Source organism: Marinicella meishanensis (assembly GCF_019931145.1).
In the GTDB taxonomy this organism is placed as follows: Bacteria; Pseudomonadota; Gammaproteobacteria; order Xanthomonadales; family Marinicellaceae; genus Marinicella; species Marinicella meishanensis.
On the sequence record NZ_JAIOUV010000011.1, the window covers coordinates 24,603 to 50,309 of the forward strand.

Annotated in this window: 28 protein-coding genes and 1 pseudogene; 2 read left to right on the plus strand and 27 right to left on the minus strand. The window is 51.4% G+C overall.

Going from position 1 to position 25,707, the window contains the following annotated elements:
• The 22 genes and pseudogenes from rnhB to K7G70_RS16640 all read right to left on the minus strand — a co-directional run bounded on the left by rnhB (nt 1) and on the right by K7G70_RS16640 (nt 17,576).
• Nucleotides 1-567, minus strand: coding sequence for a ribonuclease HII (gene rnhB / locus K7G70_RS16535; RefSeq protein ID WP_223789767.1), 567 nt, complete (start codon nt 565-567; stop codon nt 1-3).
• Nucleotides 561-1,703 carry a lipid-A-disaccharide synthase gene (gene lpxB, locus K7G70_RS16540; protein ID WP_223789768.1) on the minus strand — a complete coding sequence of 381 codons (1,143 nt, stop codon included), beginning with the start codon at nt 1,701-1,703 and terminating at the stop codon, nt 561-563. Before lpxB ends, rnhB begins: the two co-directional genes overlap by 7 nt.
• Nucleotides 1,703-2,473 carry an acyl-ACP--UDP-N-acetylglucosamine O-acyltransferase gene (lpxA, locus tag K7G70_RS16545; protein WP_223789769.1) on the minus strand — a complete coding sequence of 257 codons (771 nt, stop codon included), beginning with the start codon at nt 2,471-2,473 and terminating at the stop codon, nt 1,703-1,705. Before lpxA ends, lpxB begins: the two co-directional genes overlap by 1 nt.
• Nucleotides 2,470-2,922 (minus strand): 3-hydroxyacyl-ACP dehydratase FabZ, encoded by a 453-nt coding sequence (gene fabZ, locus K7G70_RS16550; RefSeq protein ID WP_223789770.1) that lies wholly within the window; start codon nt 2,920-2,922, stop codon nt 2,470-2,472. The genes lpxA and fabZ overlap by 4 nt, the downstream gene beginning before the upstream one ends.
• Nucleotides 2,915-3,937 carry a UDP-3-O-(3-hydroxymyristoyl)glucosamine N-acyltransferase gene (gene lpxD / locus K7G70_RS16555; protein WP_223789771.1) on the minus strand — a complete coding sequence of 341 codons (1,023 nt, stop codon included), beginning with the start codon at nt 3,935-3,937 and terminating at the stop codon, nt 2,915-2,917. Before lpxD ends, fabZ begins: the two co-directional genes overlap by 8 nt.
• An 8-nt stretch (nt 3,938-3,945) precedes the next feature.
• Complete coding sequence (locus tag K7G70_RS16560; protein ID WP_223789772.1) at nt 3,946-4,446, minus strand: OmpH/Skp family outer membrane protein; 501 nt, start codon at nt 4,444-4,446, stop codon at nt 3,946-3,948.
• Between the two features lie 22 nt (nt 4,447-4,468).
• Complete coding sequence (bamA, locus tag K7G70_RS16565; protein WP_223789773.1) at nt 4,469-6,889, minus strand: outer membrane protein assembly factor BamA; 2,421 nt, start codon at nt 6,887-6,889, stop codon at nt 4,469-4,471.
• Nucleotides 6,890-6,967: 78 nt separating this feature from the next.
• Nucleotides 6,968-8,335, minus strand: coding sequence for an RIP metalloprotease RseP (gene rseP, locus K7G70_RS16570; RefSeq protein ID WP_223789774.1), 1,368 nt, complete (start codon nt 8,333-8,335; stop codon nt 6,968-6,970).
• A complete protein-coding gene (gene dxr, locus K7G70_RS16575) occupies nt 8,332-9,513 on the minus strand; it encodes a 1-deoxy-D-xylulose-5-phosphate reductoisomerase (RefSeq protein WP_223789775.1) in 1,182 nt (393 codons plus the stop codon). Before dxr ends, rseP begins: the two co-directional genes overlap by 4 nt.
• A 6-nt stretch (nt 9,514-9,519) precedes the next feature.
• Nucleotides 9,520-10,317 (minus strand): phosphatidate cytidylyltransferase, encoded by a 798-nt coding sequence (locus K7G70_RS16580; RefSeq protein ID WP_223789776.1) that lies wholly within the window; start codon nt 10,315-10,317, stop codon nt 9,520-9,522.
• Nucleotides 10,310-11,023: a polyprenyl diphosphate synthase gene (gene uppS, locus K7G70_RS16585; protein WP_223789777.1), complete on the minus strand. Its 714-nt coding sequence runs from the start codon at nt 11,021-11,023 to the stop codon at nt 10,310-10,312. The genes K7G70_RS16580 and uppS overlap by 8 nt, the downstream gene beginning before the upstream one ends.
• A gap of 28 nt (nt 11,024-11,051) precedes the next feature.
• Nucleotides 11,052-11,609, minus strand: a complete 558-nt coding sequence (gene frr, locus K7G70_RS16590) for a ribosome recycling factor (RefSeq protein WP_223789778.1) — start codon at nt 11,607-11,609, stop codon at nt 11,052-11,054.
• A 13-nt stretch (nt 11,610-11,622) separates the two neighbouring features.
• Complete coding sequence (pyrH, locus tag K7G70_RS16595; protein WP_223789779.1) at nt 11,623-12,354, minus strand: UMP kinase; 732 nt, start codon at nt 12,352-12,354, stop codon at nt 11,623-11,625.
• The gene (gene tsf, locus K7G70_RS16600; protein ID WP_223789780.1) at nt 12,344-13,222 is read right to left on the minus strand and encodes a translation elongation factor Ts; all 879 of its coding nucleotides are present in this window, start codon (nt 13,220-13,222) and stop codon (nt 12,344-12,346) included. The genes pyrH and tsf overlap by 11 nt, the downstream gene beginning before the upstream one ends.
• 269 nt (nt 13,223-13,491) lie before the next feature.
• A pseudogene (rpsB, locus tag K7G70_RS16605) lies at nt 13,492-14,340 on the minus strand (30S ribosomal protein S2); the annotation flags it as partial.
• 143 nt (nt 14,341-14,483) lie between these two features.
• Nucleotides 14,484-14,639 carry a 50S ribosomal protein L33 gene (rpmG, locus tag K7G70_RS16610; protein WP_223789781.1) on the minus strand — a complete coding sequence of 52 codons (156 nt, stop codon included), beginning with the start codon at nt 14,637-14,639 and terminating at the stop codon, nt 14,484-14,486.
• 2 nt (nt 14,640-14,641) lie between these two features.
• Nucleotides 14,642-14,878 (minus strand): 50S ribosomal protein L28, encoded by a 237-nt coding sequence (gene rpmB, locus K7G70_RS16615; protein WP_223789782.1) that lies wholly within the window; start codon nt 14,876-14,878, stop codon nt 14,642-14,644.
• A 17-nt stretch (nt 14,879-14,895) separates the two neighbouring features.
• Nucleotides 14,896-15,252 (minus strand): 50S ribosomal protein L19, encoded by a 357-nt coding sequence (rplS, locus tag K7G70_RS16620; protein ID WP_223789783.1) that lies wholly within the window; start codon nt 15,250-15,252, stop codon nt 14,896-14,898.
• Nucleotides 15,253-15,298: 46 nt separating this feature from the next.
• Nucleotides 15,299-15,991: a tRNA (guanosine(37)-N1)-methyltransferase TrmD gene (trmD, locus tag K7G70_RS16625; RefSeq protein ID WP_223789784.1), complete on the minus strand. Its 693-nt coding sequence runs from the start codon at nt 15,989-15,991 to the stop codon at nt 15,299-15,301.
• On the minus strand, nt 15,991-16,488 hold the full coding sequence (gene rimM / locus K7G70_RS16630) for a ribosome maturation factor RimM (RefSeq protein WP_223789785.1): 498 nt from the start codon (nt 16,486-16,488) through the stop codon (nt 15,991-15,993). Before rimM ends, trmD begins: the two co-directional genes overlap by 1 nt.
• Before the next feature lie 6 nt (nt 16,489-16,494).
• The gene (rpsP, locus tag K7G70_RS16635) at nt 16,495-16,743 is read right to left on the minus strand and encodes a 30S ribosomal protein S16 (RefSeq protein ID WP_223789786.1); all 249 of its coding nucleotides are present in this window, start codon (nt 16,741-16,743) and stop codon (nt 16,495-16,497) included.
• A gap of 173 nt (nt 16,744-16,916) precedes the next feature.
• Complete coding sequence (locus tag K7G70_RS16640) at nt 16,917-17,576, minus strand: response regulator (RefSeq protein ID WP_223789787.1); 660 nt, start codon at nt 17,574-17,576, stop codon at nt 16,917-16,919.
• Nucleotides 17,577-17,811: 235 nt separating this feature from the next.
• On the opposite strand from K7G70_RS16640, the gene K7G70_RS16645 reads away from it, so the two are divergent.
• Complete coding sequence (locus K7G70_RS16645) at nt 17,812-19,020, plus strand: patatin-like phospholipase family protein (protein ID WP_223789788.1); 1,209 nt, start codon at nt 17,812-17,814, stop codon at nt 19,018-19,020.
• A gap of 81 nt (nt 19,021-19,101) precedes the next feature.
• Here K7G70_RS16645 and K7G70_RS16650 read toward each other — a convergent pair whose 3' ends face one another.
• Entirely contained in the window at nt 19,102-19,782 is a 681-nt protein-coding gene (locus tag K7G70_RS16650) for a phasin family protein (protein WP_223789789.1), read from the minus strand.
• Between the two features lie 253 nt (nt 19,783-20,035).
• Here K7G70_RS16650 and tkt point away from each other — a divergent pair, with 253 nt between their 5' ends.
• Nucleotides 20,036-22,036, plus strand: a complete 2,001-nt coding sequence (gene tkt, locus K7G70_RS16655) for a transketolase (protein ID WP_223789790.1) — start codon at nt 20,036-20,038, stop codon at nt 22,034-22,036.
• 69 nt (nt 22,037-22,105) lie between these two features.
• Here tkt and K7G70_RS16660 read toward each other — a convergent pair whose 3' ends face one another.
• The 4 genes from K7G70_RS16660 to K7G70_RS16675 all read right to left on the minus strand — a co-directional run bounded on the left by K7G70_RS16660 (nt 22,106) and on the right by K7G70_RS16675 (nt 25,612).
• Nucleotides 22,106-22,387: a hypothetical protein gene (locus tag K7G70_RS16660; protein ID WP_223789791.1), complete on the minus strand. Its 282-nt coding sequence runs from the start codon at nt 22,385-22,387 to the stop codon at nt 22,106-22,108.
• Nucleotides 22,377-23,306 carry a polyphosphate kinase 2 gene (gene ppk2 / locus K7G70_RS16665; protein WP_223789792.1) on the minus strand — a complete coding sequence of 310 codons (930 nt, stop codon included), beginning with the start codon at nt 23,304-23,306 and terminating at the stop codon, nt 22,377-22,379. Before ppk2 ends, K7G70_RS16660 begins: the two co-directional genes overlap by 11 nt.
• Nucleotides 23,307-23,553: 247 nt before the next feature.
• Nucleotides 23,554-24,042 (minus strand): glycine zipper 2TM domain-containing protein, encoded by a 489-nt coding sequence (locus K7G70_RS16670; protein ID WP_223789793.1) that lies wholly within the window; start codon nt 24,040-24,042, stop codon nt 23,554-23,556.
• Between the two features lie 418 nt (nt 24,043-24,460).
• The gene (locus K7G70_RS16675) at nt 24,461-25,612 is read right to left on the minus strand and encodes an EAL domain-containing protein (protein ID WP_223789794.1); all 1,152 of its coding nucleotides are present in this window, start codon (nt 25,610-25,612) and stop codon (nt 24,461-24,463) included.
• Nucleotides 25,613-25,707 lie beyond the last annotated feature (95 nt).

Below are 25,707 nucleotides of genomic sequence, written 5' to 3' on the forward strand. Positions count from 1 at the left end.
TCAGAACAACTCCTGTTGCAACATGTCCCGCACCGGGGCAAAACTTCTGCGGTGGTGTTCACACGGACCATTGGCCTGAATCGCCGCCACGTGTTGTGGGGTGCCATAGCCCTTGTGCTGGGCAAAGCCATACATGGGATAAGCCGCGTCCAATTCCTGCATCAGCTGGTCACGCGCACATTTAGCCAGGATCGAAGCCGCGCTGATCGCCGCCACTTTGCCGTCACCACCGACGATGGTTTTGGCCTGGATGCCAAAGTCTGGGGTTTTGTTGCCATCAACCCACACTTCGGAAGGCTGTTGACTCAATTCAGCCACGGCTTGTTGCATGCCCAACATGGTCGCCTGGAAAATGTTGATTTGGTCGATTTGAGGCACCCCGATGTGCACCACCGACCAGGCCAGTGCTTGGGCTTTGATCTCATCGACCAATGACAGGCGTTGGGCCTCAGACAGTTTTTTTGAATCATTCAAACCAACGATGTCCTGTGCCAGAATCACCGCCGACACCGTCACCGGTCCGGCCAATGGCCCCCGGCCCGCTTCATCCACCCCAGCAATCAACATGCTTGCTCCATAAACCCACTGACGGCCTGGGCCGCTTGGTTGGGATGGTCTGGCAACAACTGTTGATGCAATTCGGTGAAGCGTTGAATCAAGGACGATTGATCCGCTTGCTCCATGACCTGCTGGCAAGCCCGTGCCAACTGGGTGGTGGTCAAATCATTTTGCATCACTTCGGGCACCAAAAAGTCACCATGCAGCACATTGGGCAAGCTGTAATAAGGCAGCTGCATCATGTTGAAGGTGTTGACCAGCCACCAGGTCAGGGCCGATATCCGATAGGCCACCACCATGGGTGTTTTGCACAACATGGCTTCCAAAGCCACCGTACCTGATCCCAACAGGGCAAAATCAGCGGCCTGTAACAAGGCCGAGGTGTCATCCACCCAGTGCAATGACAAACCCTCTTGCGCTGCCAGCGATTGCACCAAAGCCACTTTCTCCGGCGACACGTTGCTGCTGACCAACTGCCAGCGATCGCCTAAATTCAATTGCTTGATGGCTTGCGCAAACACCGGCATCAGTTGTTTGATTTCACGGTTGCGGCTGCCAGGGAGCACCGCCATCAGGGGTTTGGCCGACACACCCAAAGCCGCTTTGGCGGCGACTTTGTCCACGTTCACTGGTATCCGTGAAGCCAGTGGGTGACCGACGAATCGGGCTTGGATGGCGGTGTCTTCATAGATCGCCACCTCAAATGGAAACAGGGTCAGTAAACAATCGATGAAGCCGGCCATTTTGTATTTGCGTTTGGATCGCCAGGCCCACACCGAGGGGCTGACATAATGGATCACCGGAATGCCATGTCGCTGCATGTCTTTGGCCATGGCAAAGTTCAAATCGGGAGAGTCGACGCCGATGAAGACATCGGGGGCAAAAGCCAGCAGGTCTTTGACCACTTGTTTTTTGGTTCGCAGGAGGCGAGGCAGATCCTTCAGCACTTCCGCCAAGCCCATGACGGAAAAGACTTCGTTGTCCAACAGCAAACGGGCTCCGCTGTGCTTGATTTGCTGACCCCCTACAGCCAGGATCTCGGCGTCTGGGTATATTTGCAGCAAATCTTCGATCAATGTGGCGCCGATCAAATCGCTGGATGCTTCACCGGCAACCAAGGCAATTTTATATGGCCGATCGGACATCAGCGAATGATGCTGCGGGCAGATCTTTGGATGAAATCAACCATCAGTTGGACATCGGCAGAGTCTTTGGCCATGGTTTCCAACTCGGCCATGGCCTGATCCAATTTCAGGTCTGATTTATACAAGGCGCGGTAGGCGGCCTTGATCAAGCCGATGCGCTCTTTGCCAAAACCACGGCGCTTCAAGCCTTCAAAGTTGATCGCCCGGGGTTTGGCTGGATTGCCCTGGGCCATCACAAAGGGTGGACAGTCTTTTTGGAATCCCGAGTCCATGGCGGTGAAGGCGTGGGCCCCCACACGACAGAACTGGTGTAATTTGGAAAAGCCACCCAAAATGGCGTGGTCCCCCACATGCACATGACCGGCCAATGAACTGCAGTTGGCCAGAATGGTGTGGTTGCCCAACACACAATCATGGGCAATGTGGACATAAGCCATGATCCAATTGTCATCACCGACTTGGGTGATGCCCTCATCGTCCACGGTGCCGCGGTTGATGGTGACGTATTCACGAATGGTGTTGCCATCACCGATCACCAGGCGGGTGGGTTCATCGGCATACTTCTTGTCTTGCGGGTCTTCGCCAATGGAGGCGAAGGGATAAATTTTATTGCCCCGACCGATCACCGTGTGGCTGGCCACCACCACGTGTGATTTGAGCACACAGTCATCACCAATCACCGCGTCGGCTGCAATGATGCAATAAGGGCCAATGGTCACGTTGTCACCAATTTGGGCCTGGGGATCGATGATGGCGGTGGGGTGAATCATTTGCTTTTCTCGGCGCACAACAGGTCGGCCTTGGCCACCACTTTGCCTTCTACTGTGGCTTTGCATTGGTACAAAGTCATGTTCTTGATGACCTTCTTGATCTGACATTCAAAAATTAATTGGTCGCCAGGCACCACGATCTGGCTGAATTTGGCGTTGTCCACTTTGACCAAATAAAACAAGGCATCGTGGGCGGTGCCAGAACGGGACAATTGGGTCAGCACCCCAGCGGCTTGGGCCATGGCTTCGATCAGCATCACCCCAGGCATCACCGGATGCCCTGGAAAATGACCTTGGAATTGGGGCTCATTGAAAGTCACGTTTTTGCAGGCTTTGATCCACTCACCTGCGGCATAGTCCAGTACCCGATCGACCAACAAAAATGGATACCGATGTGGAATCAGCTGCATGATTTGTTCAACGTCGGCAGTCTTGTTTGGCTCAGTCATTTGTTTTTTTCTCCAATTGTTTGACCCGACGGGCGATTTGATCCAGTTGCCGGGTGCGCACCGCATTGCGGCGCCATTGTTGGGTGGTTTGTAAGGGTGCCACCGAACTGTAAGAGTCTGGCTTGGTGATGGAATGGGTGACCAGAGCCATGGCTTGTATGGTGACGCCATCGCATATTTTAATGTGACCCACGATGCCAACACCACCACCGATCAAACAATTTTTGCCGATTTCAGCCGATCCGGCCACGGCGGTGCAGCCGGCGATCACCGTGTGGTCGCCTATGACCACGTTGTGGCCAATTTGAATTTGGTTGTCCAGCCGCACATCGCGGCCCAACACAGTGTTTTCGATGGCCCCACAATCAATGGTGGTGTTGGCCCCGATCTCACAATCATCGCCAATTTCGACCACCCCGGTTTGGGGTATCTTCACCCAGCCGTCACGGTCCCGGGCCAAACCAAAACCATCGGCCCCAATCACCGCACCTGGGTGCACCATGACCCGCTCACCCAACACACAACCGGCTTCGATTTTGACCCCGGCTTTGAGCTGACATTCACGGCCCAGAGTCACATTCTTAGCGATGCTGACATGGGCAGCCAAATCACAACCGTCACCAATTTGGACGCCCGCTCCAATCACCACCAACGGACCGATGTTAACGTCATCGCCGATCACCGCCGTTGCATCCACCACCGCACTGGGATGGCGGTGGGCGGCTGGTCGTTGGGCTTGGTTAAGGGCTTGAAAAGTTTGGGCCACATGCGCAAAAGTGACATAAGGATCCTCACTGAGCAAGGCATTACCGGTGAATTCTGCGGCCACGTCAGGGGCCAAAATCACAGCACCGGCTTGGCTGGTGTTCAGGTGTTGGGTGTATTTGGGGTTGGCCAGAAAACTGATTTGGTGGGGTTGGGCCCGTTCCAATGTGGCCACTGCCTGCAATTCCGTTTGGCCGTCACCTTGAAATGACAGGTGCAACTTTTTGGCCAGTTCGGCTAAAGTGATCATCCGCTGACTTATTGGCCTGAGGAATAATCGGATCGCAGCTGTTGCAAAATTTCTTCGGTGATGTCGATCTCATCGTTGGCGTACAAAATCGCATTGATGAGAATCGCATCATAACCGTGGGTTTGGGCGTATTCAGCCACCACGGTTTTGATTTGATTCTGCACTTCATCCACCAATTGTGAATTGCGGATGGTGATGGCGTCTTTGAGGTCTTCCTTGGCCCGCCTGACTTGGCGATCGAGGATCCGCGCCCGTTCTTGCAGTTCCAGCAATTTGTCTGGCGTCATGAAGTTGCCTTCTTTGCTGATGGTGTCTTCCAAAGACTGCAAATCGGCTTCTTGTTCAGAAATGCGGCTGTTTTGTTCTTCAAACTCGGTGGTCAGGGTTTGGTTGGCATCCAAAATTTGCGGCGATTGACTGATCAACACATTCATGTCGACATAGCCGATCTTGCCTTGCGCTGCGGCGGTACCCAGCCACAACATGTGGCTCAGCAAAGTCAGCAACATGATCCGCCGCATGCCCATCGGATCAGAAGGTGTTTCCGAAGGTGAATTGCAAGCGTTCGGTGCGGTCTTTGTCGTCGTTGTTGAACGGGTAGGCATAGGAAATCACGATGGGTCCAACCGGGGCCTGCCACTTCAAAGCAAAACCGGTCGACATCCGCAATTCACGGGCCTCAAAACTGTCGAAATCATCGAACACGTTACCCACATCCACAAACCAGGCCAACCGCGCTGCATTGCTGGAGTCTTTGGCAAATGGTGTGGGGAACACGACTTCGGCTGAACCCACCACCTTGAAAGAACCCCCAATCGGGTCGCCGGATTGCGACGTGGTCGGGAAACCGGCTTCTTCTTCCCGGGGGCCGCCGACCAAGGATTTGGGACCCAAGGTGTTGTCGTCATAGCCCCGCACGGAGCTCACACCACCGGCAAAGAAGTTTTCAAAGAACGGCAAACCTGAGGTGTCACCATAACCATCACCGTAACCAATTTCTCCGCGCAACGACAAAGTCAGTTTGTCGGTCAATGGAAACAGGATGTTTTCCTTGATGTTGATTTTGTAAAACTCGGCGGTACTGCTGGGCAATGAGGCTTCAAATCCAATCGAATGGTAAGCGCCACGGGTCGGGTTGAAATAGCGGTTGCGGCTGTCCCGGGCCCAACGGGCTTGGGTTTTGTATAGGGTAAAGGCCCGACGGTATTGGAAGGGCACGTCAATCAATTCACCTTCGGTACCGGTGGCCGGTGGAATCAAGCCATCGTCATAACACTGTCCGGTCAAAGTCGGCAAGTTTTCATCGTCTTCCGGGCGCACAATGGTTTGACAGGCAAAGGCGTAACCACCCAAGTCCAGCAGGTCATCAATGATGGCATCGGCGGTGATGCCTTCGTTGGCCCGCAACGAAATCCGCTCATACGACAGGTTGGTGTAAATGCGGTCAAACTCGGTGATGGGGAAACTGGCCTGTACGCCCAAGGAGCCATTGGTCGAGTTGTATTGTGCGATGTTGGCATCACCCTGATCGATGTTGGTGAAATTCAAACTGTAACCCAAAGAAATGCCGTCATCGGTGAAGTAAGGGTTTTCATACAACAAGTTCAGTCGTTTGTAGAAATCTGAGGTGTTCACCGCCACCGACAAGGTGTTGCCGGTGCCCAACAAGTTCTGCAACGACACACTGGTGGAGAAGTTCAAGCCGCTGACTTGTGAGTAACCCAAACCAAAAGTGAATTGACCTGAGTTGCGTTCTTTGACTGTGACATTGACGTCGATCTGGTCTTCGGTGCCAGGCACCTGTTGGGTCTCAATCTCCACTTCCTCAAAATATGGCTTTTGCTGCAGCCGCAATTTGGAGCGGTCAATCAAAGCCTGTGAGAACCAAGCCCCTTCGAACTGCCGCATTTCACGGCGCAACACCTCGTCTTTGGTTTTGGTGTTGCCAATGAAGTTGATGCGGCGCACATAGACTTTTTTACCAGGCACCACAAAATAAGTCACGTCCACGGTTTTTTCTTCTTCATTGACCTCAGTCACTGGTTGAATTTCAGCAAAGGCATAACCGCGGTTGGACAACACCGCCTTGAGGGTGGTGCTGGTGGATTCGATGGCATTTTGCGAAAAGGTGTTGCCGGCAGAGGTCAACAAATACCGCTGCAGGATCTCTTTATCAAAAATCAGATTACCGGTCAGTTCCTGTTCACCAAAGGTAAACTGGTCGCCTTCCTGGATGTTGGCGGTGATGTAGATGTCTTTTTTGTCACTGCTGATGGTCACTTGCACCGATTCCACTTCGGCGTTCACATAGCCACGATCCAGGTAATACGATTTCAGTTTCTCCAGGTCACCGTTCAATTTTTCTTTGGAATATTGGTCGTCTTGAGAATACCAGGACAACCAATTGGTGGTGTCTGACTCAAACGCTTCGATCAGCTCTTCATCGGTGAATACGGTGTTACCCACGATCTTGATGTGTTTGATTTTGGCTGACTTGCCTTCGTCGATGTTGATGTTGATCAACACCCGGTTGCGGTCCAACTCCATGACATTGGTGTCGATGTCGACATTGTACTTACCGCGGGAGAAGAACTGTTGCACCAGCTCATTTTTCACCTTATCCAGTTCCAAGCGATCAAACACCTCACCCTCGGCCAAGCCAATGCTGTTCAAGCCAGCCATCAACTCTTCGGTTTTGATGCTCTTATTACCACTGATGCGAATGGTGGCGATGGCCGGACGCTCTTCCACCTGAATGATCAGGACATCACCGTCCTTGAGCATTTTCACATCGTGGAAATATCCGGTCGAGAAGACACTTTTGATACCGGCCCTGATGGCATCAGAGTCCACCACGTCACCCCGTTCAATTGGCAGGTATGAAAAGATGGTTCCGTGAGAGATTCGATCAGCCCCCAAAATCCTGATGTCACTGACCGTAAACGGGTCCATTGCTTTCGCGGCAGACGTCAAAAGCATCAAAAGTAAAACTAGATTTCGCATATGGTTTAATTATTGTTTTTCGGTATTTTAAGACACTGACCTTAAAATGTCGTTATAAAATGCTAAAGACATCAAAGAAATTAGCAGAAACATTCCGACCAACTGGGCCTTCATTTCAAATTGTTCGCTCAGGGGTGAACCCTTGATTTTCTCAAACATCAGGAACAACATTTGCCCCCCATCCAGCATCGGGATGGGCAACAGATTGATGATCCCCAGGGACAAACTGACCAAAGCCAAAAACGACAGGTACCAAGCCAAGCCCCTGGCGGCCGACTCATTGGCCACCTGAGCAATGGTGATGGGACCGGATAAATTTTTCACCGAGGCCTTGCCGGTGACCAGCTTCCACATCATTTCCAATGACTTGCCGGTGATCTTACCCATTTGCATGAATGCTTGGGGTACCGACTCCATGGGCCCATAGGACAAGTTGAAGTACAAGCTGTTGCGGTAAGCCAAATCGGCTTCGGTAGGTGCCACTGGACGCACGCCTAAGACTTGCTTACTGCTGTCATTGGGATCTGCGGCCAAACCCGGTACGGTGACCGTGCGGGCTGAACCCTGGCGCCGAAAATCAACAGTGATGGGACCGTCACCGAGTTGGTTGATCTGATTCACCAAAGCATACCAATCAACCACGGCTTGGCCATTGATGTGGGTGATTTCATCGCCGGCTTGTAGCCCGGCTTGGGCCGCCGGTAAGGTGGTATCCAGCTCGTCCAGCACAGCGGGCACCGGCACGCGGTATGCCTGCAAGCCAATGTGCTCAATCATTTCTTCTTCGGCCACCTCATCACCCAATTGTGACAACGGCAGGGTGCGGGTCAACCGGGTGCCAGTGGCGGTTTGCACGTCCACCTCAACATCGCGTCGGTCGATGCCGGCCGTGATCAGACTCAGGGACACATCAGACCAGGTTCTGATGGCTTCACCATCGATGGTTTTGAGCTGATCTTTTTCGGCAAAGCCAGCACTTTGCATGATCTTTTGCGGTTCACCCAAGGTCGGGGTGATTTCATTTTTGCCCACCACAAACATCAGCCAATACAAGAAGAAGGCCAAAATAAAGTTAAACGCCGGCCCAGCAAACATGATCAAAAAACGTTGCCAGGTGGGTTTGCTGTTGAAGGTTTGGTCGCGGTGCTCGGCGGCCACCTCACAATCCCGCTCATCCAGCATTTTCACATAGCCGCCCAACGGAATCGGCGCCACCGCAATTTCAGAGCCGTGCTTGTCATTACGGGACCAAATCGGCTTACCAAAACCCACACTGAAGCGCAGCACCTTCACTTTGAACAAACGGGCCATCCAAAAATGGCCCAATTCATGGAAGGTGACCAACACACCCAAGGTGATGATCAACCAAAATATACTGCCCAATAAAGTCGTCATAAGTTGTTGTTTGTTTCGTTGATGGCGGTTTCGGTTCGCTGCCTGACTGCTTGGTCCAGTGCTTGTAAATGCGCCAATGATTCGACCGGTTTAACCGCCGTCATGTTCAATATTTTATCATTGAACACCGGTATCTGGTCAAACCGGATGCGGCCGGCCAAAAAGGCTGCCACTGTGACTTCATTGGCGGCATTCAGAATGGCTGGCGCGGTGCCGCCCAATTGAATGGCCTCTTTGGCCAGTTTCAAGCAGGGAAATTTGTTGGTGTCGGCGGCCTCGAAAGTCAGTTGTTGGTGCTGAATCAGGTCCAGAAAATCCGCCCCGTTGGTCAACCTTTGTCCCAAGCCCAAACCATGGGCAATGGGAATGCGCATGTCCGGGCAGCCCATTTGCGCCAGCACCGAACCGTCAATGAAATTGACCATGGAGTGGATGATGCTTTGCGGATGCACCACCACATCGATGTCGTTGCTGGGCATGTGGAACAACCAATGGGCTTCGATCACTTCCAGCCCTTTGTTCATCAGGGTCGCTGAATCCACCGATATTTTCGCCCCCATGTCCCATTTTGGATGGGCCACCGCTTCTGCTGGGGTGATGTCTTTGAAGGTGTCAGCGTGGCGTTGTAAAAACGGTCCACCGGAGGCGGTTAAGGTGATGGATTTGACGTCATCAGGTCGCGTGCCGGTGACATATTGGCGATCCAGACATTGGTAGATGGCGTTGTGTTCTGAGTCCAGCGGAATGATCCGTGCGCCAGAGGCTGCTGCCGCCTGCATCACCAAATGACCGGCCGCCACAATGGCTTCTTTGTTGGCCAACAACAAGGTCTTGCCGGCTTGGACCGCGGCCAGCACCGAGGCCATGCCGGCATTGCCCACAATACCGGCCACCACCAAGTCCACATCGACTTGTTGCACCACTTGATTCAGGGCCTCTGGGCCTTGGTGCACCTCACAACCACTGCCGGCCAATGCGGCGGACACGGTTTGCCAGGTGGCAGGATCGGTGATGACCACATGTTGGGGGCGGAACTGTTGCGCCAATTGGGTGATTTTGGCCGCGTTGCGATGGGCACTGAGGGTGTGCACCGCAAAGCGGTCAGGGTGTGCCGCGATGACATCGAGGGTTGAATCTCCGATGGATCCGGTGGCACCAAGGACAGCGACGTTTTGCATGGCAAATTATTGGATGTGGGGCAGAAAATAAGCGAACAACGGGGCGGCGGCGATCAAGCTGTCAAACCGATCGATGAAACCGCCATGCCCAGGCAACAATTGCGAACTGTCTTTCACCCCGGCTTGTCGTTTGCCCAAACTGGCGGCCAAATCACCGACCACTGAAAACAACGCAATCGGCATCATCAACAACATGGCTTGCCACCAAACCCAACCCAGGTAATGGCTGATGATGGCGGCATACAGGCCGACAAAAATCATCGCCCCAATCACGCCCTCCCAGGTTTTACCGGGGGAAATGTTGATGGCCAATTTGTGTTTACCCAAGGTTTTGCCGCTGGCATAGGCGCCAATGTCTGCCACCCAGATCAGGAAAAACAACACCAAGGTCAACCAAGGTCCGCGGTCCATTTCATGCAATTGATTGATGCTGATGGCAAACAACATGATGGCAACCACACCCAACAAGCCCTTGATGACAGTCTGCTGTGGCCGGTTGTCATATCCCCAACGGTGATTCATCAACCAGATCACCGCCAACAACCACACCACCGCATAAACGATGATCCAGTGTTGGGGGGCGGTAGGCCAGACAAAGATCAACACCGCGGTCAAAGCCGTCAAGGTGATGGCATTGATGGCCGCCAAACCAGCCGGCAGTTGGTTGATTTTCAACCATTCCCAGGTGGCCGCCAGTTGGATGATGGCAATCAACGCGGCAAAACCCCAAGTTTGCCCATAAATGACCAATGCCAACAAAATGGGGGCCAAAAGGACGGCGGTGATGATGCGTTGTTTAAGCATTGACTTGCTCACTGGTTTGGCCGAAACGGCGTTCTCTGAGGTTGAAGGCATCGACCACTTTCAACAAGGCATCGGCATCAAAATCGGGCCACAGGGTGTCGACAAAAAACACTTCGGCATAGGCGATTTGCCACAACAAAAAATTGGAAATGCGGTGTTCGCCGCCGGTGCGAATCAACAAATCGACGGCCGGTTGGTCGGCCAGCGACAAATGACTTTGGAATTGTTGTTCAGTCACAGTGGTGGGATCCAGCCCTTGTTGACTGACCTCCTGCGCCATTTTGCGGGCGGCTTGCAACACGTCCCACTTGCCACCGTAGTTGACCGCGATGTTCAGGTTCATGCGATGTTGACTGGGTTTTAGGCTGGCCACTTCATGCATTTTTCTTTGCAGTTTGTCGGAAAATTGGGTCAAGTCACCAATGAAATTCTGTTGCACCCCTTGGGCCAACAGCTCCGGCGTTTCTTTGTTCAGCGAGCGCATGAACAAGTCCATCAAGCGCTGCACTTCTTTGGCTGGACGAGACCAGTTTTCGCTGCTGAACGCGAACAGGGTCAATGAGGGGATGCCCAGTTGCACACAGGTTTCGATGGTGGAACGGACGGTTTTTACCCCGGCCTGGTGACCGAAGGTGCGGGGTCTTTTGCGTTGAGTGGCCCATCGCCCGTTTCCGTCCATGATGATGGCGATGTGCTGAATACTCATGATGCCGTGATGACTCGTGGTGCTGGGGTCAGATTTCCATCAATTCCTTTTCTTTTTCGGACACCACATTGTCCACTTGACCGACGAATTTATCGGTCACTTCCTGTACCCGCTTTTCAGCCCCATGCAAATCATCTTCGGTGATGTCTTTGTCATTGAGCATTTGTTTCAAATGGGTGTTGGCGTCGCGGCGGATGTTGCGCAGCGCGATTTTGCTGTTTTCAGCAATTTGCCCCACCAACCGCACCAAGTCTTTGCGCCGTTCTTCGGTCAAAGGTGGCAATGGAATGCGAATGACCATGCCAGCACTGACTGGGTTTAAGCCCAAATTGGAGGACATGATGGCCTTTTCAATCGGCTCAATCATGGTTTTCTCCCAAGGCGTTACGGTCAAAGTCCGGGAATCCTGTACCGCCACGTTGGCCACTTGATTCAGTGCCGAGGCAGACCCGTAATAATCGACCATGATGCCATCCAGCAAACTGACATTGGCCCGACCGGTGCGCACCCCTTTCAATTCATTGTGCAAGGCCTCAATGGTTTTGCTCATGCGTTGATCGGCTTCTTTAATGATGTCGTTGATCATCAATTTCTCCTTATTATTCAGCGGTCACTACGGTACCAATGTTACTGCCCTTGACGATTTCCATCAATGCATTTTCTTGGTTCATGTTAAAGATTCGAATTGGCATTTTGCGATCGCGGCACAGGACCACCGCAGAGGTGTCCATCACCGCCAGCTTCTTCTCAATCACTTCGTCATATGTCAAATGATCGTATTTGTAGGCGCTGGGGTCTTTGACCGGATCGGCCGAATAAATGCCATCCACTTTGGTGGCTTTGAGGACGATGTCGGCATTGATTTCAATGGCCCGCAGGCTGGCCGCCGAGTCGGTGGTGAAGAAGGGATTGCCGATGCCGGCGGCAAACACCGTGATGTTGCCTTTTTGCAGGTGTCTGATGGCCCGACGGCGGATGTAATCTTCACACACTTCGTGGATGCCAATGGCTGACATCACCCGCACTTTCACCCCTTGTTTTTCTAAGGCGTTTTGTAGTGCCAGTGAATTCATCACCGTGGCCAGCATGCCCATGTGGTCACCGGTCACCCGGTCGATGCCAGATTTACTCAGGCCGGCCCCACGGAAGATGTTGCCGCCACCGATGACGATGCCGATCTCAACGCCCAGGCGGTGTACCTGGGCGATTTCTTGAGACAGGCGGTTGATGACCTGAGGATCAATGCCATAATCCTCAGCGCCCATCAAGGCTTCGCCGCTGAGTTTCAGCAGAATTCTTTGGTATTTCAGTGAATCAGTATCAGTTTCCACGTGCTTGAGCCATCACTTCCTCAACGAAGTTATCGACTTTTTTCTCGATGCCTTCGCCAACTTCAAAACGCACAAATTCTAACACATCTGCGTTTTTGGCATTCAACAATTTCTCAACGGTCATGTCTGGGTCTTTCACGAATGGCTGACCTTTCAAAGTGATTTCAGCCAAATACTTTCTGATCCGTCCACCAACCATCTTCTCGATGATCTCGGCAGGCTTGCCAGAATCTTGTGCTTGGGCAATCAAAATTTCTTTTTCTTTTTCCAATTGCTCGGCAGGCACTTGTTCTTCTGAAACATACTCAGGATTGGCTGCCGCGATGTGCATGGCCAAATCTTTGATCAGTTCCTCATCGGCACCGGTGGCTGCCACCACCACACCGATGTTTTTGCCGTGTGAGTAATGACCCACCTGGCCGTCACCGGCTTTGACCAATTGCACCCGACGGACTTGGATGTTCTCACCAATTTTAGCGACCAAGTCGGTGCGGGCTTGTTCGATGCTTTTGCCGTTGACTTCCAAAGCATTCAATGCGTCCACATCAGCCACTTGGTTTTCCAGTGCAGCCTGAACCACCAACTCAGTGAAGCCCAAGAAACTTTCGTCTTTGGCCACAAAGTCGGTTTCACAGTTGACTTCCACCAGCACGGCTTGTTTGCCGTCGGCTGAAGTGGCCACTTTGATGATGCCGTCGGCAGCCACACGGCCTGACTTCTTCGCAGCTTTGGCCGCACCGGATTTTCTCATGTTCTCAATCGCAACTTCGATGTTGCCATTGGTTTCTACCAAAGCTTTTTTACATTCCATCATCCCAGCACCGGTGATTTCACGTAACTCTTTAACCATTGCAGCGGTAATGCTCATGTCTTTTTCCTCATTCAATATGTGAAAACAGCCCGGCCCCAAAACAGGGGCCAGACTCTTAATTTAACGATCTGTGGACGAATGACTGGCGATCAGTCTTCGTCTTTTTTAGCAGCGGCTTTTTTGGCCACTTTTTTCTTGGTGGTTTTTTTCTTGGTGGTTTTCTTTTTGGTGGTCTTTTTCTTGGTGGCTTTCTTTTTGGTCACTTTTTTGGTGACTTTTTCAGCGTCTTCTGCAGCCGCTTCTTCAACCACTTCTGCCTTCACTTCTTCGGCAGTTTCTGCCACTTTGTCAGCCACCGGCGCTTTGGCTTCTTCAGCCATCTCTGCCGCAGCTTTGTCTTCGCCCTTATCTTCAACATTGTCTTCGACCTTGGCTTTCTTCGGCGCCGCTTTGGCTTTCTTCGCTGGGGCCTCTTCTTTGACTTCGATTTGCATCGCCGCTTTGCCTTCCAAGATTGAATCAGCGGCCGTGGCGGCATACAAACGGATCGCTTTCATGGCGTCGTCATTGGCCGGAATCACGTAGTCAATGCCTTCAAAACTGTTGTTGGTATCAACCACAGCCACCACAGGGATGCCCAGTTTTCTGGCTTCGTTGATGGCAATCGACTCATAACGGGTGTCCAGAATGAACAAAGCATCAGGCAATCCTTTCATGTCCTTGATACCACCCAAAGTTTTCTCCAACTTCACGCGCTCACGTTCCATGTTCAATTGCTCTTTCTTGACGAAGCGTTCAATGCGGCCATCAGCTTGCATGTCTTCGATTTCTTTCAAGCGGTTAATGGAGTCTTTCACGGTTTTGTAGTTGGTCAACATGCCACCCAACCAACGGTGTGAAACAAACGGCATGCCACAACGCAAAGCCTCTTCTTTGATGGCTTTGCTGGCGGCGCGTTTGGTACCAACGAACATCACTTTGCCGCGACGTGAAGCGATTTTGCCCATGAAGTTCATGGCATCGTTCAACATTTCTTCGGTTTTTCTGAGGTCGATGATGTGAATTTTGTTTCTGGCGCCGAAAATATAAGGGGCCATTTTGGGATTCCAATATCTGGTGTTGTGCCCGAAATGAGCACCAGCTTCCAGCAGCTGTTTGACACTGACTTTTGCCATTTTAATTTTCCTGTAGATTAGGGTTATTACAATATCAACTGCAATCACAGCAACTTGTTAGCGACAAGCACCCTGCTGCAAATTCTGCACCTGATAGACTTTCATGCCGACACCCACCACAGTGGGCGTCGGCACGGGTTAAATCACTTGATTTTCTTTTCGTTGTAAATCACGTGTTTTCTGACAACGGGGTCGTATTTTTTGAACTCCATTTTGTCTGGGGTGTTTTTCTTGTTCTTGTCGGTTGTGTAGTAGTGACCGGTACCGGCACTGGAAACCAATTTAATTTTATCTCTCATGATTACACCTTCTCGCCGCGATGACGCATTTCAGCCAAAACCGCATCAATGCCTTTCTTATCAATGATTCTCATGCCTTTGGCTGAGACCCTGAGTTTGACCCACTTGTTTTCGCTCTCAACCCAAAAACGGTGGTTTTGCAAATTGGGCAAAAACCGTCGGCGGGTTTTGTTCATGGCGTGTGAGACGTTGTTTCCTACGGCTGTTTTCTTACCGGTGACTTGACATACTCTAGACATAATTCTTCTCCCAGTGATTATTTCTTGGTGTCCAGCTTCTCGGTGATGCGAGCCGCTTTACCTTCCAATCCACGCAAGTAGTACAACTTGGCGCGTCTGACTTTACCTCGACGTTTGACTTGCACGCTGTCAATCAAAGGGCTGTGGGTTTGAAACACCCGCTCAACGCCTTCGCCGTAAGATATTTTTCTCACAGTAAACGCCGAGTTGATGCCACGGTTTTTCACCGCAATGACCACACCTTCGTAGTTTTGTACACGCTCACGTGTACCGTCGATTACCTTCACACCAACCACAACCGTGTCTCCAGGGCTGAAAGTTGGCAAATCACTGCGCAGCTGGGCAGCTTCTAATTGCTTAATGATGTCACTCATGATTTACACTCTTCATCAATCATTCTTCTGGGTACGTGAGTGGCCTTCAATGACCCTCAGAGGTGCCTTCCAATAAATCAGGTCTTCTATGCTGGGTGAGTTGTTTGGCCTGTTCTTGCCGCCAGGAATCGATTGCCTGGTGGTGACCACTCAACAACACCGCCGGGACACCTGATTGTCCCAACAATTCTGAACGGGTGTATTGGGGCATGCCCAATTGACCCGTCATGAATGAATCGGTCTCGGCCGATTCACTGTCTCCCAAAACGCCAGCCAACTGACGTATGGTGGCATCAATGACCACACATGCCGCCATTTCGCCGCCACTGATGACATAGTCACCAATGGAAATTTCCTGATCAACATGCGCTTCAATGAAGCGTTGATCAATGCCTTCATACCGACCACAAACCAATGTGATCTGCGGCAATTGGGCCCACTCATTACAATGGTGCTGACACAAGGTGTCGCCTTGCGGGCTCATGCACAGCACCGGGCCCGTTTCGGCCGTTTGACCGATGGACCGCAATGCCCGGAACAATGGGTCATACATCATGACCATGCCTGGGCCGCCGCCAAAGGGTTTGTCATCCACCCGCTGGTGCTTGTTTTCGGCAAAATCACGCGGGTTGATGCACTTGACAGTGACCAAACCTTGCTCAATGGCTTTGCCAATCACCCCGTAAGACAGGGCGTCTTCAACCATTTGCGGGAACAAAGTGAGCACGTTGATGTGCATCAATCTTCCCGTTCCCAATCAACCACCATGCGCGAACCGGCCAAATCGACCGACACCACATATTGATCCTGTATATAAGGTATCAACAATTCCTTTTGTTGTGCGTCCTTAACCACCAACACGTCATTGGCACCGGTTTCAAACAGCGAAGCCACTTGCCCCAACGCTGCGCCTTGTGTGTCGAACACATCCAAGCCAATCAGTTGGTGCCAGTAGAATTCGTCTTGTTGCAAATCCCGCAAATCGGTGGCATTGATTTGAATGGACGAACCGATGAAGGGCTGTGCCGATTCTCGATTCTCACAACCGTCAAACAAGGCGATCATGGTTTTGCCATGGCGTTTGGCTTTGATTCCTTTGATGGTTTGTCCACCCACCACCCAAGTGGTGTAAGTGGCGATGTTTTCCATCGGCTGGGTGAATGAATAAACCTTCAACCAACCTTTCACTCCATAATGACCGGTGACTTTACCGACCGTTATCAAGTCATTGTTCACGATGTTTTAAGCAGATTTTTGGGCCTGCTTCACCAATGAACCAACTCGCTCTGACAGTTGTGCACCTTGACCAACCCAGTGATTGATGCGGTCCAAATTCAGGTTCAAGCGCACTTCCTGGCCTCTGGCCATGGGGTTGAAAAAACCCAATCGTTCCAATGCTTTACCGTCACCGGCGTTGCGCGAATCGGTCGCCACAACTTTGTAGAAAGGCGAACGCTTGGCGCCATGCCTAACCAATTTAATTTTTACCATAATTAACCTCTGAAATTAGGGGCATTAAAAAAGACGGGCAATTTTATAGGAAATCGGCGCAAGATAACAGCTTTATTTGTGGTTTTTTTGAGGTTTTTCAGGGCTGCGGCAACCCAACCCCGACCGCTGTGTGGGCCGGTGTTTTTTTGGCACCCCGCAGCTGCCAGCTGTTTTCAATCCATGGCGTCCACTTCTTGCGGGTCCAAGATGCCATGTCTGATGGCCAAATGGGTCAGCTTGACGTCGTTTTTGATGTCCAACTTCTCCAGAATGCGGTACTTATAAGTGGCCACGGTTTTGTCGTTCAAATCCAATATGCGACCAATCTCTTTGGCTTTCTTGCCCCGCACCAGCAACATCATCACTTCCATCTCGCGGCTGGTCAGGGCATCGAATGGCGAGTCTTTCTGCCCACCTGGCAACATCGAGAGGGCCATCTGCTGGGCGATGTCAGCCCCCACATACCGCTGACCGGCGTACACCTTGCGGATCGACTCCTCCAGTTCTTCAGCGGCACAGCCTTTGGTCAGGTACCCATTGGCGCCGGCATCCAACAATTGTTTGGGATAAGGATTTTTGGCATGGATGGTGAGAATGATGATCTTCACAAACGGATCAATGTCAGTAATTTTTTTGGTTGCTTCCAAGCCGCTCATGCGGGGCATGTTGACATCCATCAGCACCACATCCGGTTTTTCTTGTTCCACCATGGCCAGTGCCTGGTAGCCATCGTTGCACTCACCCACAATGCGAATGCCCGACATTTTCTCCAGCACCAGGCGAATGCCTGTGCGTACGATGTCGTGGTCGTCCACCAACATTACTTTGATCATTTGAACCCTCCATTTCAAACCAATGCTTCTGCTTCGGTATCTTAACCTATTTTTTTCAGTGAAGATCAGCCCATTGTTGTCATTGTGCCAAATTTCAGCGACTTGACTGGCAGAAATTGGCGTGTTGATGACCACCTCGTCATCCGATTGAAACTATGCCGGTTGTTGGGCAAAAAAACCAGTCTATTTATTCTGACAGCGTGGCGAAAATTAAGTACATGACTATAATAGCGGCATGTTAACCGTTAAACCCGCAATCAAGCCCATCCGCAGCAACCAAAAATTTGGTTTGGCTTTGGCTGGCGGCGGCCCCTTAGGTGGCTTTTATGAGTTGGGCGCCTTGTGTGCCATCGAAGACTCGCTGGAACCCCTGAAAATCACCGAACTGGATGTTTATGTGGGCGTCAGTGCCGGTGCTTTCATCGCCGCTGGCTTGGCCAATGGCATCGACCTGAGGAAGATGGCTGAGATTTTTGCTTTCAGCAAAAAACACGAAACCCCCTTCAACCCCGATCACTTTTTGCAGCCGGCCTACAAAGACTACATCTTAAACCTGGCCAAAACCCCCTCTTTGCTGGGCAAAACCATTTTGCGCTGGGCCCAAAATCCACTGAAAACCAGCGTGGTTGATGTACTGGAAATGACCGGCAAAATTCTGCCAGCCGGGGTGTTCAATAATGAGAAGCTGGAAACGTTCTTGCGCACCATCATCCAAGAACATGGCTCAACCAATGATTTTCGCCAGCTGCAAAAAGAGCTGTACATCGTGGCTTGTGAGTTGAACAGCGGCAAGATCGCCGGCTTTGGCAACCGCGACAACAACACCGTGCCCATTTCCAAAGCAGTGCAAGCTTCCTCGGCTTTACCTGGCTTGTATTCACCGGTCAAAATCAATGGCAAGTTCTATGTCGATGGGGCTTTGCGCCGCACCATGAATGCATCGGCGGCACTGAAACAAGACACCCATTTGTTGTTCGCAGTGAATCCCATCGTGCCGTTTGAACGCACCTTGAAAACCGATGAAAAAGGCTTGGTCAGTGGCGGCTTGCCACTGGTGTTGTCACAGACTTTCCGTTCCATTGTCCAATCGCGCCTGAAGTCCGGTTTGGATAAATACGAAAGCCTCTTCCCACATGCCGACATCATTTTGGCCGAACCCGACGCCAATGACGAAACCTTGTTTCAATCCAACTTGTTCAGTTATTCGAAGCGCGATCAATTGTGTGATTATGCCTACCAGTCGACCCGCCGTCACTTGATCGAACAACAGGCTGAATTGCAACCGGTGCTGGCCCGCCACGGCTTGTACATGAACACCCACAAACTGGCACAGAAACATCGCTCCATCCTGGACTTCTTGGCCGATGATGGCCAACACGTTGATTGGACCGAGCACTTGAATGAATCACTGGACGCCCTGGAACGCACCATCCGCAGTGTTTGATGGTTTGAGCAACCCTCGTTTCACAGCCACAAAAAAAGCCACCTGATCAGGTGGCTTTTTTGTTGACCGCTTGCGGGGTCGTTACTTTTTGGTGGTTTTCTTCTTGGCCACTTTTTTCTTGGTGGTTTTTTTGGCAGCCGGTTTCTTGGCCGCAGCCTGCTTGGTCGCCGGTTTTTTAGCGACTTTCTTTTTGCTGGTTTTCTTGGCCGCCGGCTTGGTCGCTGATTTGGCTTTGGCGGTGGCTTGGCTGACGGCTTTTTTCGCTTCGTCGGCCACTTTGGCCACCGTCTGTTTGGCATCGGTCGCGGTTTTGGCCACGGTTTGTTTCACAGCAGCGCCTTTTTCCTTGGCCAATTTACTGACCTCATTGGTCAGTTTATCAATGCGATTCATCAAATCGCCCAATTCATCCTTGGATGGCACACCCAGGCTTTTCAAAGACTTCTCAACCCGTTTTTCAAACACGTCTTCCAGTTTGTCCCAGCTTTCAGAAGCCCGTTTCTTGGCCGAACTGACGGTGGAACTGACGGTGGATTTCACATCACTGACGGCTTTTTGTGGCACCGACTTGAACAGCTTTTCAAAGTCTTTGCCTTCATCGATCAATTTGTCATAGATTTTTTTACCTTCTGACTGGGCTTTGGCAAATGCCCCCAAACCCGCCAGCCAGATCTCATTGGCCGACCCCACCAAAGACTCAGCCAGGTTGGCTGATTTTTTGTTGCTGTCTGCCGACTTTTTCAATGTTTTTTTCTTCGCCATAAATTCCTCACGATGGTTTTGTTAGCCAATTATGCATGGCATTATAGAGCAAACACACTAATGCTGTCTTGTTTACTGTGGCAAAAGCACCCTGCAATATCCCAGCCGTGCCCAGGCACCGGCTGATCAAGGTGCCAACCACTCGCAGTGAAATCCGCATTAGCCGTTGTTAATGAGTCCGAGAAACCCTAAAATACAAACCCCGTAAGGATGCCATTTGGACATTCAATATCAATCAACGGGAAAACACACCATGACAGAGAGAAAATTGCTGGCCAATGCCATTCGCGTGCTTGCGATGGATGCCGTTCAACAAGCCAATTCGGGACACCCCGGTGCCCCCATGGGCATGGCCGACATCACCGAAGTGCTGTTCAACGACTTCCTGCAGCACAACCCCAAAAATCCCCATTGGCCCAACCGCGATCGCTTTGTCATGTCCAACGGACACGGCTCCATGTTGCCCTATGCCGCCTTGCACTTGTCAGGCTATGACTTGGACATGGATGATTTGCGAGACTTTAGACAGTTACACTCCAAGACCCCCGGACACCCGGAATATGGCTACACACCCGGCATTGAAACCACCACCGGCCCATTGGGTCAAGGCATCGCCAATGCCGTGGGTATGGCCTTGGCAGAAAAGCTGCTGGCAGCACAATTCAACCAACCCGGTCACCCGTTGATTGATCACCACACCTATGTGTTTTTGGGAGATGGTTGCTTGATGGAAGGCATTTCTCATGAAGCCTGTTCGCTGGCAGGCACCCTGCAACTGGGTAAACTGATTGCAATCTACGATGACAACAACATTTCCATCGACGGGGAAGTCGACGGTTGGTTCACCGATGACACGCCACAGCGGTTTCGCGCCTACGGTTGGCAGGTGATTGAAGCCGTGGATGGACACGATGCCGAAGCAGTCAAACAAGCCATCGCTGCCGGCTTGGCCAACAGCGATCAGCCCACTTTGATCTGCGCCAAGACCCAAATTGGTGCCGGGGCACCCAACAAAGCGGGCTCGCATGATTGCCACGGCGCCCCTTTGGGTGCTGAGGAAGTGGTGGCCACCCGCCAAGCCTTGAACTGGCCGCATGAAGCTTTTGTCATACCCAATGAAATATACGCCGCCTGGGACGCCACCGAAGCCGGCGCCGCCGCTGAACAAGACTGGCAACATCAATTCCAAGCCTATGCCAGCCAACACCCAGAACTCGCTGCCGAATTGCAACGAAGACTGGCCGGCCAACTGCCAGAGAACTGGCAACAAGTGACCGAGCAATACATCCAACAAACCGCCCAAGACGCACCACAAATGGCCACCCGCAAAGCCTCCAAACACGCCTTGGAAGGATTGGGCCCCATTTTGCCTGAGTTTTTTGGCGGTTCGGCCGACCTGACCCCCTCGAACAACACCTTCTGGTCAGGATCCAAATCCATCAATGGTGGCGACTTCACCGGCAATTATTTGTCTTACGGGGTGCGTGAATTTGCCATGAGTGCCATCACCAACGGCATGGCCTTGCACGGTGGTTTCATCCCTTACAGCGCCACCTTTTTGATGTTTTCTGAATACGCCCGCAATGCCTTGCGCATGGCGGCTTTGATGAAGATACGCAACATTTTCGTTTACACCCACGACTCCATTGGGGTCGGCGAAGATGGTCCAACCCACCAACCGGTGGAACAAACCCCCACCCTGCGCATGATTCCCAACATGCATGTGTGGCGACCGTGCGACGCGGTTGAATCGGTGGTGGCCTGGCAAACAGCCGTGGCCCGCACCGAAGGCCCTTCTTGTTTGTTGTTCACCCGCCAAGGGGTGGCGCACCAAGCACGCAACAAGACCCAAATTGAATCCATCAAACGCGGTGGCTATGTGTTGCTGGATTGTGCAGGAGCACCTGAGTTGATCGTCATTGCCACCGGGTCTGAAGTGGGCATTGCCAGCGAAGCAGTACAGCAATTGCAAGCCACTGGCGTGGCGGCTCGTTTGGTGTCCATGCCTTGTGCTGAAATTTTTGCCCAACAAGACGCGGCTTACCGTGAAACGGTTATGCCAGCCGCATGTGACAAACGCCTGGCGGTGGAAGCCGCACAAGGCGACTACTGGTATAAATACGTGGGCCTCAATGGCCGCGTGATTGGCCAAAACACATTCGGTGAATCGGCCCCAGGCAAGCAGCTGTTCGAACACTTTGGCTTCACCACCGAGCGTGTGGTGGACACCGCCCGTTCGCTGTTGGCTGAGTAAAATTCACGATGTCAAAACCCCAAAAAGGGCTGATGAATCAGCCCTTTTTTGTGGGATATCCAAATCGGATCAATCCTCTTTTTCTGATTTCAACCGCTCTCTGATTTTGGCTTTGGCAATGCTTTTCTTGGCCGCTTTTTTGGCCGCCTTACTGGCCATGGCCATCACCTCTTTCTGCATTTCCTGCCGTTCTTTCTTGCGGATCTGATCTTCCAACTTCTTGTTGTGTTCAATCATGATCTGCATGTGGTCATGCATTTTTTCGATGGATTTGGCATGCGCTTCCACCTGCTCAAGAATGGCCTCGCACTTGGCCACCATGGCCACCACCTTTTGCTCCTTATCCTTCATTACTGATTGCCCTCAGGGTCGCATAGGGATACATTTTGTTGACCGATCCGACGATGTTGGTGTCATAGTCTTTGACAATCGACAGGTTCTTGTTGGGGTAATCCAAGTGATGCAAAAAATACCGCATGCAATTAATCCGGGCCCGTTTCTTGTCGTCTGACTTGATCACGGTCCAAGGCGTCAGTGGATTGTCGGTGTGAAAGAACATGTCCTTTTTGGCTTTGGTGTAATCGTCCCATTTGTCCAGTGATTGCACATCCACCGGACTGAGCTTCCAATGCTTCAGTGGGTCATTCTTGCGACTGTGGAACCGCCGCAGCTGTTCTTGGCGGGTCACCGAGAACCAAAATTTAAACAAGATGATGCCTGAATTGACCAGCATTTGTTCAAACGGAAACACCTGTCGGATGAATTCTTGGTACTCTTCTTCATTACAAAACTTCATGACCCTTTCAACACCGGCCCGGTTGTACCAGGAGCGGTCAAAAAACACCATTTCCCCTTTGGTCGGCAGTTGGGCCACATAGCGTTGAAAATACCATTGTCCGCGTTCTCTTTCGGTGGGCTTTTCCAAGGCCACCACATGGGCGGCACGGGGATTGAGGTGCTCCATGAAGCGTTTGATGGTGCCCCCTTTACCGGCCGCATCACGACCTTCAAACAGACACACGATGCGCTGTCCGGTTTCTTTGACCCAGCTTTGTATCTTCAACAACTCCGTTTGCAGCAGGTGTTTTTCGGTTTCATACTCTATCAATTCCATCTTTTCATCGTAAGGGTATTCACCGGCCGCATGGCTCAGCTGCAACAATTCCCTACCCGAAATGTTGCGCTTTTGTTTCATCACGTATTTGTGATCAGAAAATTGATTCAACAGTTTTTTGGCTTGTTCCGTATTCAGCGGGTTTTCTCTTGTCATAACAGTCTCAGGTCGTTTTCGTTACCGTCAGGTCCACACACCAACAATCTCCATCGCCAGTGACACGCTTTGTTCATGTGATTCCCCCCGAATTTATATTCTAACCCGATTGTTACCGCTGTCCGTTTAAATTGCGCAACATTTTCATGACAAGCCCAGGATTTATTGACCTGAATCAAATTTTTTCCCGCCCAACACACAACAAGGCACCCAAGTGCCTTGTTGTGTACCCTGAAATTAAATTGAATCAGCGATCAATGACATCCACAGATACGCGCAATCGCACCCGGTCACCGGGGTGTTCTTGCATCTGGGTGTGATACAAATCGCCATTGTATTCATAGGTCACGTCATAACCCATGAAGCGATTTTCTTCGCGGTAATGGGTCTCAATGTAACAACTTTGACCATGGCGATGGCGGTTGGGCTGATTGGCACCCACGCCGGCACCGATCAAAATGCCTGCGGCGGTGGCGGCATCGCGTCCGCTGCCCTTACCGAAGCGGTTGCCAATGGCACCACCAATGATGCCACCCAAAATGGCTTTGCCGGCATTGGATCGGGGGCGTGGCTCGGTGCGGTATCGTTCGCACACTTGTCGCTCCTCAGGAATCGACACGTATTGATAAATGGGTTCCACTTCGACCACACGGCCGTAATTGATGTTGTTGTAACGATTGGCTGAGGCCACAAATGAGGCACTCAGTAAGCAGGTCAATAGGGTCAACTTGTTCATCACAGACTCCAAAAATTGGTATGCAGCCAGTGTATGTCAAGTTTCATGAACACAATCTGAATTGCACCAATCTGTTCAGCTGGCGTTTGGTTAGCAAGGATAGACGTGGCTCCAAAAGGTTGGCCGGATTGAAACAATCCGGCCAACAAAGGTGTCATCATAATGCTATGAATACACCTGATGTCGCTACTGGGACTTTGACCATATCCCACAGATGTAGCGACTTCTTACCCACACAAACATTGTAAGCAATAATTTTTGAAAATGGAATGTTCTTGGGACTTTTTATCGGATGTTTTCCCAATAGACCACACTCCCTGTGAGCCCAAGGTGGGCTGATTGGCAGTTGAGGCCACCAGCTTAGCCGGTTATGCGGGTGAATCTGGTGGGCCTTTACAGTCTACAAGACCAGGGGAATTCAATTGAACTTCAGTTGCAGCACTTCTTCTTTCGACATTGGTTTGCCAAAGAAATAACCTTGGCCAAAATCAAAATTCAACTGCTTCAGCATGTCATGCTGAGACGCGTCTTCAACGCCCTCTGCCACCAGTTTGGTGCCCAAACTGTGACCAATGTGGGCAATGGCTTTGAGGATGGTTTGGTACCGCTGGTTTTTGAACATGTTGCGGATGAACACTTGATCGACTTTGAGCACGTCAAAATTCAGTTCCACCAATTGTTCCATGCCTGAATGCCCGGTGCCAAAATCGTCGGCACACACCGGAAAGCCAATGTTGCGACACTTGTCCAGCCATTTTTTGGCCAACTCAAAATCCACCACCATGGTTTCGGTGATTTCCAATTTCAATCTTTCCGGGCTGATGTGGTGGTCTTGGACCCGGCTCAAAACCCGGTTCAAAAATTGGTCATCGTCCAATTGTCTGGAAGACACGTTGATGTTGATGAACACATGGTCTGGCAATTGCGTGAGCATTTCGATGGCTCGGGTAAAAACCAAATCACCCACTTCAATGATCAAATCGGTTTCTTCGGCCAAGGCGATGAATTCAACCGGAGAAATGAACCCCCGTTCCGGGTGCTGCCACCGGCTCAAAGCCTCAAAACCTGTGATGTGATTGCTTTGGATGTCATTGATGGGTTGGAACACCGTTTGCACTTGTCCGCCATTGATGGCAATGCGCAATTCACTTTCCAGTTTGAATTTGGAAATGCCGGCTTGTTCGATCACCGAAGCCACTTGTTCCAACAGATTGTTGTTGCCGGCGTTTATCTGACCCGATGGCAACATGGAGCGGAAACGTTTCAACAACACCCCGACCAGGGCTTTGACAATGGGGTCACTTTCAGCCAGGCGATTGGTGATTTGTTGGGTTCTGACTTCCAGTAAGGTGACGGCCGTCAAGGCCCGGGCTGAGGTGGACCGGGGCGATTGATCCAACACCCCCATTTCGCCAAACAATTCACCTTCATTGAGGATGTCAATGATGCTTTCGCTGGACTCAACGTAGATTTCAACCTGGCCTTGTTCGATGATGTATGCACAATCAGACCGGTCACCTCCGTGAAATATGATTTCGCCAGGCTGGTATTGTTTGATGTGGTAACTCATGTGCCGTCCATACGTGCTGTGTATTCATCATAACCCATGCGCATAATGATGGCGACAAAAAAAGCCCCTTTCGGGGCTTTTTATTGATGACTGAC